At 50.5% G+C, this 13,788-nt stretch carries 11 protein-coding genes; 6 read left to right on the top strand and 5 right to left on the bottom strand.

The genetic code is table 11. The features are described 5' to 3' along the window. Window positions 1-180 precede the first annotated feature (180 nt). The 6 genes from MHUN_RS09505 to MHUN_RS09480 are packed head-to-tail and all read left to right on the top strand — an operon-like array spanning window position 181 to window position 7,282. Entirely contained in the window at window positions 181-2,112 is a 1,932-nt protein-coding gene (locus tag MHUN_RS09505; protein ID WP_011448806.1) for a proton-conducting transporter membrane subunit, read from the top strand. Next, window positions 2,109-3,050 carry a respiratory chain complex I subunit 1 family protein gene (locus tag MHUN_RS09500; RefSeq protein ID WP_011448805.1) on the top strand — a complete coding sequence of 314 codons (942 nt, stop codon included), beginning with the start codon at window positions 2,109-2,111 and terminating at the stop codon, window positions 3,048-3,050. Before MHUN_RS09505 ends, MHUN_RS09500 begins: the two co-directional genes overlap by 4 nt. Continuing rightward, window positions 3,047-3,739: a hypothetical protein gene (locus MHUN_RS09495; protein ID WP_011448804.1), complete on the top strand. Its 693-nt coding sequence runs from the start codon at window positions 3,047-3,049 to the stop codon at window positions 3,737-3,739. Before MHUN_RS09500 ends, MHUN_RS09495 begins: the two co-directional genes overlap by 4 nt. Further along, window positions 3,736-5,205 carry a proton-conducting transporter membrane subunit gene (locus MHUN_RS09490; RefSeq protein WP_011448803.1) on the top strand — a complete coding sequence of 490 codons (1,470 nt, stop codon included), beginning with the start codon at window positions 3,736-3,738 and terminating at the stop codon, window positions 5,203-5,205. The genes MHUN_RS09495 and MHUN_RS09490 overlap by 4 nt, the downstream gene beginning before the upstream one ends. Beyond that, window positions 5,202-6,761 carry an NADH-quinone oxidoreductase subunit C gene (locus MHUN_RS09485; RefSeq protein ID WP_011448802.1) on the top strand — a complete coding sequence of 520 codons (1,560 nt, stop codon included), beginning with the start codon at window positions 5,202-5,204 and terminating at the stop codon, window positions 6,759-6,761. The genes MHUN_RS09490 and MHUN_RS09485 overlap by 4 nt, the downstream gene beginning before the upstream one ends. Before the next feature lie 8 nt (window positions 6,762-6,769). Beyond that, entirely contained in the window at window positions 6,770-7,282 is a 513-nt protein-coding gene (locus tag MHUN_RS09480) for an NADH-quinone oxidoreductase subunit B family protein (RefSeq protein WP_011448801.1), read from the top strand. Between the two features lie 36 nt (window positions 7,283-7,318). Here the strand turns inward: MHUN_RS09480 and MHUN_RS09475 are convergent, their stop codons facing one another. From MHUN_RS09475 to MHUN_RS09455, 5 genes are all read right to left on the bottom strand, one after another. Further along, window positions 7,319-8,914 (bottom strand): DEAD/DEAH box helicase, encoded by a 1,596-nt coding sequence (locus MHUN_RS09475; protein ID WP_011448800.1) that lies wholly within the window; start codon window positions 8,912-8,914, stop codon window positions 7,319-7,321. A 136-nt stretch (window positions 8,915-9,050) separates the two neighbouring features. Continuing rightward, a complete protein-coding gene (locus MHUN_RS17585) occupies window positions 9,051-9,596 on the bottom strand; it encodes a diacylglycerol/polyprenol kinase family protein (protein ID WP_011448799.1) in 546 nt (181 codons plus the stop codon). A 96-nt stretch (window positions 9,597-9,692) separates the two neighbouring features. Then, a complete protein-coding gene (locus tag MHUN_RS09465) occupies window positions 9,693-10,937 on the bottom strand; it encodes a Coenzyme F420 hydrogenase/dehydrogenase, beta subunit C-terminal domain (protein WP_011448798.1) in 1,245 nt (414 codons plus the stop codon). Window positions 10,938-10,939: 2 nt separating this feature from the next. After that, window positions 10,940-13,006 carry a formate dehydrogenase subunit alpha gene (fdhF, locus tag MHUN_RS09460; RefSeq protein WP_011448797.1) on the bottom strand — a complete coding sequence of 689 codons (2,067 nt, stop codon included), beginning with the start codon at window positions 13,004-13,006 and terminating at the stop codon, window positions 10,940-10,942. Between the two features lie 218 nt (window positions 13,007-13,224). Beyond that, complete coding sequence (locus MHUN_RS09455) at window positions 13,225-13,770, bottom strand: nucleotide-binding protein (protein WP_011448796.1); 546 nt, start codon at window positions 13,768-13,770, stop codon at window positions 13,225-13,227. Window positions 13,771-13,788 lie beyond the last annotated feature (18 nt).

Here is a 13,788-nt window from a genome sequence, read left to right as displayed (position 1 = left end):
CCTTAACAATTGAATTCATCTGCATATATACTTTCTTTAGGTTGGCTCTCTGATGTCCTGATAGGCAGGAAACCTTTATCGTCTATTTCCTTCTAATCTGTAATTCCGGTTCGATCACACGCATCGTCCCTGAATTTATTCTTAAATCTGCTCTATAGAACGAACCCCCGACGTGGTTTTATGTCTGAAATATTTCTTTTCATCATACTCCTCTATGCTCTTTCAGGGGTAATTCCTCTGTGCATTCGAAAAAAACGAATATGGTCTGTTTCTTCGATAATCATGGGCGGTGGTGGTATTCTGCTGACGCTCTTCTCACTTCCCTTTCTTCTTGTATCATCTGCAAAGACCATTCTCTTTCAGGGTGCATGGGTGACATTTCCGATACGCATCGGTATCGATCGCCTGTCTGCTCTGTTTTGTATCCTGCTTGGGTTGCTGAGTCTTGCGGTTGCCCTCTATACACCCGGATATCTTGACCGGATGCATGGAAACCGGCGAACTTATGTGGTGTCAGGGCTCATCCCCTTGTTTTTGTTGAGTATGCTGCTCGTCATCATGGCAGAGACTGTCATTGCATTCCTTGTATTCTGGGAACTCATGGCTATCCTCTCCTTCTTTTTGGTCCTGACGGAGTTCGAGGAGGAGAAAACACGGTATGCTGCCCTCTTTTATCTGGCAATGACTCAGATCTCAACAGTCTTTGTTTTTCTGGGAATTCTACTGATTCGCCTTGGGACCGGGTCATGGGAGTATCCGGTTCATCTGTCCGGATCCGATCCTCTCATATCCCTCTCGTTCCTCTGCCTGTTTTTTGGTATTGCTATCAAATCAGGGGTCATTCCGTTTCATAAATGGCTTCCCCATGCCCATCCCGCTGCACCATCGCCGGTATCGGCCCTGATGTCCGGGATGATGATAAGCACAGCTCTATATGCCCTGATCCGGGTGGTTACCGGATTCTATGCTCCCGACGCGGCATGGGGGTTTCTTATCCTGGCATTCGGGTGTCTGACGGCTGTGCTTGGGGTGATGTATGCCCTGAAGGAACAGGATCTCAAGGGTCTGCTCGCCTACTCATCCATTGACAATACGGGTATCATACTGATCGGGATCGGTCTGTGGGTTCTTTTCACGGTATTCGGATCCCAGACCCTTGCTTTGATGGCGATCGCAGGGGCTGTGTTTCATGCCATCAGTCATGGGCTGTTCAAGGGGCTGTTATTCCTGACCGCAGGGTCGGTCTGCCAGGCTGCCGGTACCAGGAATATTGATGAGATGGGGGGGATCCTTGTCAGGATGCCCTGGACCGGCGGACTTTTTTTCATCGGTGTCCTGTCCATTGCATCAATCCCACCCTTTAGCGGGTTTATCGGTGAGTTTCTGATAATTATGTCCCTTATCGGTGGTCTGTCAGAACTCTCCCCGCTTTTGCAGATCGTCATGGTGGTTGTGCTCTCCCTCTTCAGCCTGACCGGGGCACTGACCGTTACAACCTTTGTAAAGGCATTCGGGCTGACCTTTCTTGCACTCCCCAGGTCGGAGGGAGCAGATAAAGCACGGGAAGTCCCCTGGCCGATGTATGCAGGACCGGCTGTTCTGGCTCTCATGAGTGCCGGTCTTGGTATCTTCTCCGGTCAGGTCTTCTCTCTTCTGGGGCATCCCGGCCTGCTTCCTGACCTTCTGGGACTTTTTCTGCTCCTCCTCGGGACCAGTATCCTGGTGTATGGAGCGGTCTGGTCGTATGCCTCACGAAAAACCCGGATAACCCGGACATGGGACTGTGGGATGATGGGCTCTTCGAGCAGGATGGAGTATACCGGTTCAGGATTTACCGAGCCGGTGGTCAGGTTTTTTGGCCCGGTGTACCGGACCCGGATATGCACAACCCATGAATTTCTGGACCAGCACCAGTGTCTGTTCAGATCAGGAACCGGTAGTATCCATCTCATGAAATTTTTTGAGGAATATCTGTACCTTCCGGCAGCACGGAGAATCGACCGGTATGCATCCCTCGTCTCATCTCTTCAGAATGGGGATATTGACCGGTATGTCCTCTATGTCTTCTGCACCGTTCTTATACTGATTCTCATCCTCGGGTGGTCGGCATGATTGGAGAATCATTCATCTTTGCTTTCCTGAATGTGGCTTTTGTCCTTGTGATATCGCCATTTTTCATGATGGTCATAAAAAAGGTAAAGGCACGGGTGCAGGGCAGACAAGGCCCGCATCTTCTGCAAGGGTACTATAATCTTGCAAAGCTCTTCAGAAAAGAGACGCTGTATTCAGAGTATGCAGGGTTTATCTCCCGGATTGCTCCGTATGCTGCTCTGTCAATACTTCTGGTTGCAGCCGTCATGGTCCCTATCTTCTGGATACCTGAACAGGAGCTGGTCACTGCCAATATCATCGTATTCCTCTATCTTCTCGTCACTGGCCGGCTGCTCATAGCCCTGCTTGGTCTGGATGCAGCAAGCACTTTTGGTGGAATGGGCAGTTCACGGGAGATGAGCCTGTCTGCCATCATCGAACCGGTGACCGTGGTCGTCTTTGCAGCCCTGGTATACGTAACGGGCAGTTTTTCAATTCACGACATATTCAGAACGGCCACAACGATGTTCCCTGCATACAATCCGACGGTTCTTCTCCTCTCTGTACCGCTCTTTATCCTGATAATTGTTGAAACAGGGCGGGTTCCGGTGGACAACCCGGAGACTCATCTGGAGCTTACCATGGTTCATGAGGGGATGCTGCTTGACACATCAGGCCGAAATCTTGCCCTCTTTGAACTCTCACATGCGGTAAAACAGACCCTTCTTATGGCAATTCTCCTCAATATCATACTCCCGGCAGGGATTGCTCTTGAGATGTCAGCCGGAGTCCTGATACTCGGGGGAGTTTTGTTCCTCCTGAAAGGGACAGTGCTCTGTGTCATCATCGGGCTTTTTGAATCTGCATATGCTAAGATGCGGTTCTTCCAGATACCGAATCTCTTTATGATTGCATTTTTCTTTTCAATTCTTACGATATTCATCGAGGTGATGCTGTGATACTTACAGAAGTGGCACCGGTGTGGATCAGGATATGTCTGATACTGGTCCTGGTGTCCGGGGGATTTCTCCTCTCATCAAGAAGTCTTAAAAATCTGGTCAGGACATATCAGTTCCAGTCTTTTCTGCTGGTTCTGATTGCGCTTGGCCTTGTCGTACTTGAAGAACATACCATCCTCCTCCTGGTCGCTGCCCTCACAGTGGTATCCAAGGTATGGGGGATTCCGGCATGTATCAGGCTCATTCAGGAGCGGATACATATTCAGCAGGATCTGAAATTCTCCTATCTTCGGCCTCCTGGTGCCCTTATGCTCAGCATCCTCATTATTCTGCTCGTCTATGTCTGTTTTGCACAGATACTGGAGTCACTGTATGCGGCAAGCAGCTTGTTCTTCTTAGGCTCGGTCATCGGGGTATCCCTCGTCCTAATGGGACTTTTAGCGGTGTGTATTCGGAGGATGGCGATATCCAAGGTCATCGGCTATCTGTCGATGGAGAATGGGGTTCTTGCCTTTGGATTATTCGTCACTGAACTGCCGTTCTTCATCGAGTTTGTCATCGTCATCGATCTCATCATCCTGGTGCTCCTGACATCCATCATGACCGTCGGCATAGACTCATCCATTGAGGAGTATAAAAGCCGGTTGGAGGAGTTTCATCTGCTGTCTGAAGAGGGAGGGATAGCATGATAGCAGTCCTGTACCCGGTGGTTGCAATGGTGATTCTTCTTTTGCAGCTGCTGCTCCGGACACACCGGTCACTCAGCCTTCTTGGCGTTATCCATCCGGTTATTTCCCTCATAATAACGCTGTATTTTATCGTATCTCCTGGGATCTGGGACGATTCCCCGTTCTTCCTCATCGATCACATGAGCCTTTTTGTGATGCTCACAACCAGCATCATCTTTGCTGCAGCAGCTCTGTATGCTGTTGGATATATTGACGGGCTGGTCAGGTCAGGGGATCTGGAGAAGAGAAGTCTTCGGATATTTTATTTCGGATTCTCATTCCTGCTTGCCGCTACAACCATGGCAATCTTCACCCCCAATATTGCCCTGTTCTGGATCTGTGCAGAACTGACGACCGTTCTCTCTGCGGTGCTTATTGCAATCCTTGCACTCAAGGCAACGATTGATGCATCGCTGAAGTACATCTTCATCTGTTCAACCTCGATGCTCTTCTCATTCATCGGGATCATCTTCCTCTTTGAGGCGGTCAGGAATAAGACCGGTGTCGGAAGTCTTCTGTGGACAGAGATTGTGGATGAAGCAGCCGGTCTGGACAGCGGCATGGTCTTTATCGCCTTTGTCTTCTTCTTTATCGGGTTTGCAGCAAAATCAGGCATTGTGCCATTTCATACCTGGCTTCCTCTGGCTCATGCCAAGGCTCCTTCAGCGGTAAGTGCGGTTCTGTCCGGTGCAATACTCAATATCGGGATGTATGGAATCCTCCGGATGACCGGGATCATGAAGGAGACAGGGGTGTTCGGGCAGGTATCAGTTCTCCTGATCGTCTTTGCCATGATTACTATCTCGGTCGCCTGTCTCTCGATGCTCAGGCAGAAGAAGCTTAAGACGCTTATCGCCTTCTCATCCATTGAGAATATGGGGTTCATCTTGCTTGGCATTGGTATCGGAAGCCCGGTGGCACTATTCTGGGCACTCTTTCATATGCTCTCGCATTCCTGCATCAAAGCAGGTCTGTTCTTCTCCGCCGGTATCCTCCACCGCCAGTATAAGGTTCCGACACGGACCGGTGAGGACGAGATCGGAGACCTCCTGCTGCTTCAGCCCTTTGCGGCGGTAACCGTGATGGCAGGGTGTGCAGCTCTTATCGGAATGCCTCTCTTCCCGCTCTTTCTCTCAAAGGTGGGGATACTTCTGGCAGCTGCAGCGATCTCAGTATGGATTCCGGCAATAGTCCTTCTCCTGTTTGCCTGTGCAGGAGTCGCCCTGCTCCGGTTTTACCTCCCGGTAATGGCGGTCAGGTTCCCGGCCGGGGAAGGTCCGGTGCCCTATACGGCGCCTCTCTCCATGAAAGTTCCCATTGTTCTGCTTCTCCTCCTTTCAATCATGATTGGGACCGTGATGATACCTGGGGAGGAAGCCTTCCTTGCTGCGGCGGTTGCTGATCTGGGATTCGGGGTGCAGCTATGACCGGTGTACATGCACATTATTCAGCCCTCTCCCTCCCGGCCGAATGGCTGATAGGGGAAGATATGACAACCATCTCCTATGCAGTGCCTGATGAGCGTATCAGAGCGGTTGCAGAGACACTTCTGGCTCTTGAGTCCCGTTTGGTCTGGATATTCTGCGAAAGAGAAGCGAAAGATGGTTCCTTTGTGCTAAGGTATGTCTTTGAGCTCACAGAGATGAGGAAATATCTTGTCCTGGTCCTCAATACCCGAATGCCAGAGTCACTTGTGGAGATCTATCCTGCTGCGAGCAGGTTTGAACGGGCGATCACTGATGGATTTGGTCTTCAGTTTGCCGGCTCTCCTGATACCCGCAGACTCTTCCTTCATGAAGCATATCCTGACGGGTTTTATCCATTAAAAAAGAGTATCAAGAATGCCCCCATCACCCCCTTCACGGCGTCGGACCATACGACTCCCTATGAATTCAGGACCATGGAAGGGACAGGGGTGTATCAGGTTCCGGTCGGACCGGTCCATGCAGGGATCATCGAGCCAGGGCATTTCCGGTTCTCGGTGATAGGGGAGGACATTTTAAACCTTGAGATTCGTCTTGGATACCTGCACCGGGGTATTGAGAAACGTGCTGAGGGGTGCAGTCCTGAAAAAGGGGTGAGGATTGCAGAGTCAGTGAGCGGAGATGAGTCGGTTGCCAATGCCTGCTGCTATGCGATGGCAGTTGAACAGATCTTATCAGTACAGGTCCCGCCCCGTGCAGTCTGGCTCCGGGCGTATTTCCTCGAGCTTGAACGATCCTGGTCACTGCTCTCAGATCTGGCCGGTATGGTCACCGATGTTGCGTTTTCCACGGCAGCAAGCCGGCTTCTCATTCTCCGCGAGACGGTGCAGCGGGTTTGTGAACGCCTGACCGGTTCACGGTTCCTGAAAGGGATTATCGGTATCGGCGGTATCAGCCATGACATCCCCGATGATCTGCTGGTTGAGGTGACGGATACGCTCATGAAGGTCAGGGTCGATCTTGAGGGCATCCTGTCCTGGGTCCTCTCTGTCCCGTCTGTTATTGACCGGTTCTCCACAACCGGGGTGGTGCGGGAGCCACTCATCGATCCTCTGGCACTATCCGGGCCGGTGGCACGGGCGAGCGGCCGGGCACTTGATGTCAGGTCAGATCATCCCTATGGCCTGTACGAAACTCATCCCATTCCTCCGCTCACCCGGATGACCGGTGATGTCCTGGGACGGTTTGCCCTGAAGGGTGATGAGGTCCTGGCATCCCTTGCGTACATCACCGAACTCGTCAGGCAGATACCAAAAGGGCCGGTTCAGGCAGAGTATGAGGTCTGTGATGGAGATGCCCTTGCAGCCGTTGAATCCCCCCGAGGACGAAATCTCTGTTATGTCAGGATATGTGATGGCTCTATTGACCGGTTTGCCCTGTCCACCGCGTCGTTCTGTAACTGGATGGCACTCGAGCATGCCGTTCTGGGAAATATCGTCCCTGATTTCCCGGTTATAAATAAGAGTATGAACCTCTCGTATGCAGGGACCGATCTGTGAGGATGAATATGAATATTCTCTCATTTTTACTCAAAAAACCAAAGGATCTCCAGGCATACACCCCGGACAGTGCTTTTGAATCAGCCGGAGTGATGCTCAAAGCGGAGATTGACCGGGTGTTCGGGCATAGTATCGCGATCAGAGAGGTTGACTGTGGCAGTGATAATGCTGCAGAGATTGAACTTGCAAACCTCTCCGCTCCACACTATGATGTCGAACGGTTTGGGATAACCTTTGTAGCCTCGCCCCGGCATGCGGACATCCTTGCCGTCACCGGTGTGGTGACTCATGGGATGAAGGAGGCACTGATAAAGACCTACGAAGCAACTCCAGAACCAAAATTTGTCATTGCAGTCGGTGATGATGCCTGTACCGGCGGCATGTATATTGGAACCTATGCCGTCGTCGGTCCGGTGGATGCCGTGATCCCGGTTGACCTGAAGATCCCGGGAAATCCTCCGACACCGGCAGCCATCCTGGAAGGACTCCTGACGTTGATGAATGTGGCGAAAAAAAGATAATTTATTTTTTTATTTTCACATTCAAAAAAATTTAATTCATTTATTAAAGCGTCTCTTCGGGATTTCAGATTGCTTTCTCCCTCTTTTTGCCACAAGTCTGATTCTCCCTATCTGTGCACCGTTCAGGACATCAATGACTTCCTTCACCGATTGTTCGGGGACATCAATATAGGTGGCAGTCTGACCAATCCTGATATTTCCAATGTCATTCTGGATGTTTCTGCCACTGTTTCTTACAATCTGCAGAATATCCCTGACCAGAATGCCGTCCTGCCTTCCTGCAGAAAGTCTGACGACTGCCTGTTCTCCCAGGTACTTCTCAAGATCATCCTCTTTTTCGGTTGCAATGCCTGCTGCAATCATCAGAAGAGAGGTTGCAAGTGCCACGGGGTCGGCTCCTTCGGCAAGTTTCTCTTCTATCATCGGCCGGCAGAATGTGAGGTCTCCGGTCTTCATCAGGGCATCGGCATCGGCAAGGGTAGTCGTTGCCTTCTTCCCGCCTATCTCACGAAGGGTCGGAATAGGGAGTGGCTCAGGCTCTGCACGGGTACTCCGTCTGACATCCCGAAGTCTGTACCGCTCACGGGGGCTGACAAAGCTGATGGCACGACCGGTACGTCCTGCCCGTGCCGTTCTCCCTATCCGGTGTACATAGTACTCATCATCCTGGGGGAAGTCAAAGTTACAGACAAGGTCTATCTCTTCAACATCAATCCCACGGGCAGCAACATCGGTAGCGATCAGAATCTCAAGTTGCCCCTTTCTGAATGCATTCATGACTTTGTCACGCTGGGCCTGTGCCATACCGCCATGCAGTCCGTCGGCGAGGAACCCTTCTGCCTTGAGGGCGCTGGATACGGCGTCAACGGCGATCTGGGTATTACAAAAGATGATGGTCCGCTGGGGTTGGTAAAATTCAAGAACTCTGATGAGCGTATCTGCTTTTGCCGGTTCTCTGACTTCGATATAGTATTGTTCAATCTGCGGGACCGTCAGTTCCTGGTGCACCATCTTGACATCGATGGGGTTTTTCTGGAAACGTCGGGAGATATCAAGGATTTCAGGAGGGAAGGTTGCAGAGAGGATAACGGTCTGTCGTTCTTTTGGTATATGGGACAAAATCTCTTCGATATCTTCGCGAAAACCCATGTCCAACATTTGGTCTGCCTCATCAAGGACAACAAGGGAGACCGCATCAAGAAGGAGTGTCTTTCTTTTGATATGATCAATAACCCGCCCCGGTGTTCCAATGATTATCTGGACACCTCTCGACAAGGCTTTAATCTGTCGTTCAATAGGCTGGCCTCCATATACCGGCAGGATAGATATCCCTTTTTTATGCATTGCGAGTTTATTGAGTTCTGTTCCTACCTGCACCGCCAGTTCTCTGCTTGGACAGAGTACAATAGTCTGAACGTTCCGGTTTGCAGGCTGACAGAGTTCGATTGCAGGGATACCAAACGCGGCAGTCTTACCGGTTCCGGTGTATGCCTGTCCTGCTACATCATTGCCGGCGAGAATTAATGGGATAACCTCTTGCTGTATTGGGGTTGGTTCTTCATATCCGATATCACGGATGGCTTTAATGATTCCAGGTGAAAGCTGGAGGTCTGAAAAAGAAGGTATTTCCATCGCATATTCTGCGTGTCATGGGGATATAAGCATAATGGTTTTGCTCCGAAAAACCTGTGTCTATACCCGATATTATCTCGCCTCTTTAAACATGCTCTGGCATGTCGCGGAAAAATATACCGAAATGTGTTCTTTTTCAGAGTAGGGTAATCAGCATCGCAACAACCCACGGAATGATGAGGTTGTCATCGACCGGACTTACGAGTTCGACAAATCCGGCAACAAGTGAGATGAGCACGGCATACATCGGGGGTGATATAAGCAGGAGCAGAGCCGTCGTGATAATGACACCTCCGAGGAACCCTTCAAGGGTCTTTTTCTTCCATATCCGGTGCGTTCCAAATCGGATGCCAAAGATTGTTGAAAATCCATCCAGCACGGCAAGGACTGCAACCGATACAGCAGCGACAACCGGTGGGAAGAACATCAGGGTTACGAGGGCGCTGAATACAAAGAAGAATGCACCCTTCCCTGGAAACTCTCCTTCACGCTCCATATGGTGAATGAGTGTGCTGATAAGCGGGATGGTATATCCTTTCATGCACAGGTCAATGAGGATAAGACCGATGTACAGGGAAAATCCGATGATCATGGCGGCATGATATGTCGGGAATATAAGGATTACACCGGCAACAAGGAGTCCGAATAACAGATGGGATGTCTTGCGCAGGTACTCATTCATACGTACAGGATGTCTGTGAACATCTTAAGGTGTTCCCTGTCCGGGTGTTACCCCGGTAGGGAAAAAAGGCTGGTTTTGCGAAAAATGTGGGGATGATTACTCATCCTTGAATATGTTGATATAGATGGAATCGGTTCCGGTTGCATCAAGCCGTGCCCGCTCTGCCTTCTCCTCAACAAATGCGTGGATTGGCGGAGTCATGTCAATACCCGGCGTGTGCTTGAACTGCTTCTCAATCTCAACCTGCTGGGAGTGCATGAAGAGTGCATTCCGGATATCCATCGAACAGAGTTCCTCACACTGACCACAGTTGATACAGGAGTCAGAGATGTGTGCAAACCTGATCAGATGGAACATAAAGCCTGGCGGGAGCTGTCCCGGGGTGATGTACCAGGGCTTCTTGGTTGAACACTCAACACAGTAACAGATTGGACAGTTCTCGACACAGGCGTAACACTTGATACACTTTGATGTCTCCTCCATCAGGAGTTTTAAGCGGTCTTTGCCTTTGCCAAGTGATGCAAAGTCTTTCTCACGCCACTCGTCACCGAGTTTGAGCATGGCCTTCTCAACCTTGCCACGGATCTCGATACCCTTTGGATCAGCTGCAGCAACTTCGACAACACCCTTTGCCTGTGCATCGGAGAGGAGCTTTGCACCCTTCTCTGAACAGACTTCGATAAAGGTTGCCTTTCCTGCCTTGTCACCGATGACTCCCCAGTTACCGCATGCAAGATCTGCCTGGCGGGGGATTTTCATCTTACAGCGGCGGCAGTTGGACCGGCGTCCGAACCCTTCTTCTTCAAGTTCATCAATCTTGATGCCCTTGTGTCCGCCTTCGTACTCGATGATGAACTGACCCTTGTCGATCTCTTCCTTGTGAACGGTGTCAGGATCAACGCCGAACTTCTCAGCGATCATCTTCCGTGCACCAACCGGGCTTACCGATCCACCACAGTTGACACCAATCATGACGATATTGTCAAGGTTCACCTGGTTTCTCTTTGCAAGTTCGTAAAAGGCCATGATGTCACAACCCTTGCAGGTTACGGCGATCTTCATGCCCTTTGCACCGTCGGCGTAGTTCTTTAAGATCTTTGGAAGCAGGAGGGTTCCACAGTGCAGGGATCCTGCGGTGGATGCTACTTCTGCCGGATCGGTGATGAATGCCGGAACTGCATCATAGATATCCTGGCCTTTTCTGACGGCGAGGACCGCGTCTACAAATTTACTTTCCAGTGCATATTTGAGAAGTGCAGTGACTGCTCCACCGCATTCTCCCTTCTCGAGGATCTCTTTGTCTTTTGCCCAGACATAGCTCATATCGCCTTTTGCTGCCATGTTCAGGCCTCCTGTATCTTCTCAACGCGAACCGCACAAGCCTTGGACTCCGGAATCTTTGCGATTGGGTCAAGCGCATTGATGGTCAGCATGTTTGCGGCACATTCGACGTAGTGGAATGGAATGAACATGACACCTGGCTTGATATTGTCGGTGACACGTGCAGTGATGGTGATCTCACCACGGCGGGTCTTTGCCTTGACCAGTTCCTTGTCCTTGATGCCAAGTTTCTGTGCGTCACCGGTGTTGATCTCAATCCATCCGGTTGGCTCTTCACGCTCAAGGTCAACAGACCTGCGGGTCATGGTTCCGGTGTGCCACTGCCAGATGGAACGTCCGGTGGTCAGAACATACGGGTACTCTTCGTCCGGAACTTCTACCGGCCACTTGAACGGAATTGCGGTCATGAGACCCTTGCCGTCGGGCATACCAAACTTCTCGCTATGGAGAATCGGTGTTCCGGGGTGTTCCTTGGTCGGGCAGGGCCAGTGGAGTGCTTCAGGCCGATTCAGACGCTCGTAAGTCATTCCTGCGTAGGACGGGGTGAGTGATGCCATCTCGTTGAAGACTTCTTCTGAGGTCTTCCATGGGAACTGGGCTCCATATCCCATTGCTGCTGCGATGGATGCGATGATCTCCCAGTCACCTTTTGCCTCTCCTGGCGGGTCCTGTGCCTTTCTCCACATCTGGACACGGCGTTCGGTGGAGGTCTGGGTTCCGTCCTTCTCTGCATAACAGGCTGCCGGAAGAACGACATCTGCGAACTCAGCAGTCTCGTTCAGGAAGATATCCTGGACAACCAGGAAATCAAGGGTCTTGAGTGCATGCTCGACGTGGGTCAGGTCAGGGTCTGATATCATCGGGTTCTCACCCATGATGTAGAGACACTTGATCTCACCTGGCTTTTCGGTCAGAACGTTCATAAGAGTGGTGACTTCGTACCCGTTCTCACCTTTTGCAATGCCATCAGGGAATTTCCATGCATCTGCGAACTTCTTCTGGGCTGCCTCATCAATGACCTTCTGGTATGCGGTGTAGACAACCGGCAGACATCCCATGTCACAGGCACCCTGCACATTGTTCTGTCCACGAAGGGCGTTCACACCAGTTCCCGGCCGGCCGAGGTTTCCGGTCAGCATCTGCAGGTTACCTACAGACTTAACGTTGTCAACTCCGGTGGTGTGCTGGGTGATACCCATGGAGTAGAGGATTGCAGTTGCTCCGGATTTTGCAACCCATTCTGCTGCAGTCTTAATCTGATCTACCGGAACACCGGTGATAGATGATACATTCTCAAGGCTGTACTCGTCCTTCATGACCTCTTTCTTGAGTTCATCAAAGCCGTTGCAGCGTTTTTCAATGAAGTCCTTTGCTTCCCATCCGTTTTTGATGATTTCCTGCATCATTCCATTGAAGAGCGCAACATCGGTACCGGATCTGAACTGCAGGTACAGGTCTGCCTGCTTTCCGGTTGCGGTCAGACGCGGGTCGGCATAGATGAATTTGGCACCTTTTGCCTTTGCCTGCATGACACGGCGTCCGATAAGCGGGTGGCATTCAAAGGTGTTTGAACCGATGATGAAGACGCACTTTGAATCGGCGATATCACCGATGGAGTTGGTCATTGCACCAGATCCAAAGATGTTTGCAAGACCGGCTACCGTAGATGCATGGCAGAGACGGGCACAGTGATCAATGTGCTTGGTCTTGAGGACACCACGGGCAAACTTCATCATGGCGTAGTTGTCTTCGTTGGAGACACGTGCTGATGCAAGACAGGCACATTCATCAGGTTTGTAGGATTTGAACTTCTCTGCAATGAGTTTGAGTGCCTCATCCCAGGTTGCTTCTACAAACTTTCCATCCTTCTTAATCAGTGGTTTTGTTAGTCGGTCCGGGGAGTTGATGAATTCATGCGCATAGGTCCCTTTCGGGCAGAGCTTTCCTTCATTCACCGGAGAGCGGTGGTAGGGAGCAGTACCTACAACCTTTCCGTCCTTTACCACGAGGTTTAAAGAACACCCGGTACCGCAGTACGGGCATGTAGTCTGGACATACTTGAGATCCATTACGATTCCTCGGTAACAAAAGGTTCTGGATTGGGACTATTAAGTCTTGTGAAAAAATTCTCATTTTTGGTGATTAGAAGTGGGACACTTCCACAAGAAGTTCTGGTGCCGGGAAAACCGGACCTGATCGGTAAAACAAGTCCTGCTAATTACCTGTGTTTGTCAACGATGAAGAAAAATGGTTCAGAGAATGGAAAAAACAGGGCGCACTGAAAGGTTCACTTTTTCTTTCTGCTTTTATCAGCAGAGGATGATGAACTCTTCTCACGGGATCCGGTCACCCGGATGTCCACACCATTGACGATCGGATCACCATAGAAGATGTATCTTCTGATGACCTGTCCGTACACCTCAACAATGTCTCCTTTATTGATGTCATTCCGGGGGCTGGTAAACATCTTTACCGTGGTAACACCGGTCCGGTCACCGATGATGAAATGCGGCCGGTTTAATGATCTGAATCTGACTTCTTCTACAAGTCCCTCGATTTTGATGGGTTTGGATACCATGGATTCGTTGATCTCACGGATCTTTACGTCCTTCGCAGATGCCTCATACATTGGTATGAGGTCCGAATACTGACTTTGTGAGAGGTAGGTCAGACCCATGGGAATAAGAAGAAGACAAATTAAAGTCGGAATTCCCCAGATGAGCATACTGGTATCTCCAGTGGAGAATACATAGATCGAAATCAGGATCAGAAAAAATGCGAAGACAAGGACGTGCAGGATTGACGGTCGTATCTTTCTTGGAAGAAACTGCATAAAAAAAGAAGGGTGTGT

Origin of the sequence: Methanospirillum hungatei JF-1 (assembly GCF_000013445.1) — an archaeon.
Lineage (GTDB): Archaea > Halobacteriota > Methanomicrobia > Methanomicrobiales > Methanospirillaceae > Methanospirillum > Methanospirillum hungatei.
The sequence above is the reverse complement of the archived record's forward strand: the minus strand, read 5'-3'. Positions and strand labels throughout refer to the sequence as shown.

Coding starts and splice junctions, on each gene's coding strand:
- MHUN_RS09505 (WP_011448806.1), top strand. CDS start 181: ATGTCTGAAATATTTCTTTTCATCATACTCCTCTATGCTCTTTCAGGG.
- MHUN_RS09500 (WP_011448805.1), top strand. CDS start 2,109: ATGATTGGAGAATCATTCATCTTTGCTTTCCTGAATGTGGCTTTTGTC.
- MHUN_RS09490 (WP_011448803.1), top strand. CDS start 3,736: ATGATAGCAGTCCTGTACCCGGTGGTTGCAATGGTGATTCTTCTTTTG.
- MHUN_RS09485 (WP_011448802.1), top strand. CDS start 5,202: ATGACCGGTGTACATGCACATTATTCAGCCCTCTCCCTCCCGGCCGAA.
- MHUN_RS09480 (WP_011448801.1), top strand. CDS start 6,770: ATGAATATTCTCTCATTTTTACTCAAAAAACCAAAGGATCTCCAGGCA.
- MHUN_RS09475 (WP_011448800.1), bottom strand. CDS start 8,914: ATGGAAATACCTTCTTTTTCAGACCTCCAGCTTTCACCTGGAATCATT.
- MHUN_RS17585 (WP_011448799.1), bottom strand. CDS start 9,596: ATGAATGAGTACCTGCGCAAGACATCCCATCTGTTATTCGGACTCCTT.
- MHUN_RS09465 (WP_011448798.1), bottom strand. CDS start 10,937: ATGGCAGCAAAAGGCGATATGAGCTATGTCTGGGCAAAAGACAAAGAG.
- fdhF (WP_011448797.1), bottom strand. CDS start 13,006: ATGGATCTCAAGTATGTCCAGACTACATGCCCGTACTGCGGTACCGGG.
- MHUN_RS09455 (WP_011448796.1), bottom strand. CDS start 13,770: ATGCAGTTTCTTCCAAGAAAGATACGACCGTCAATCCTGCACGTCCTT.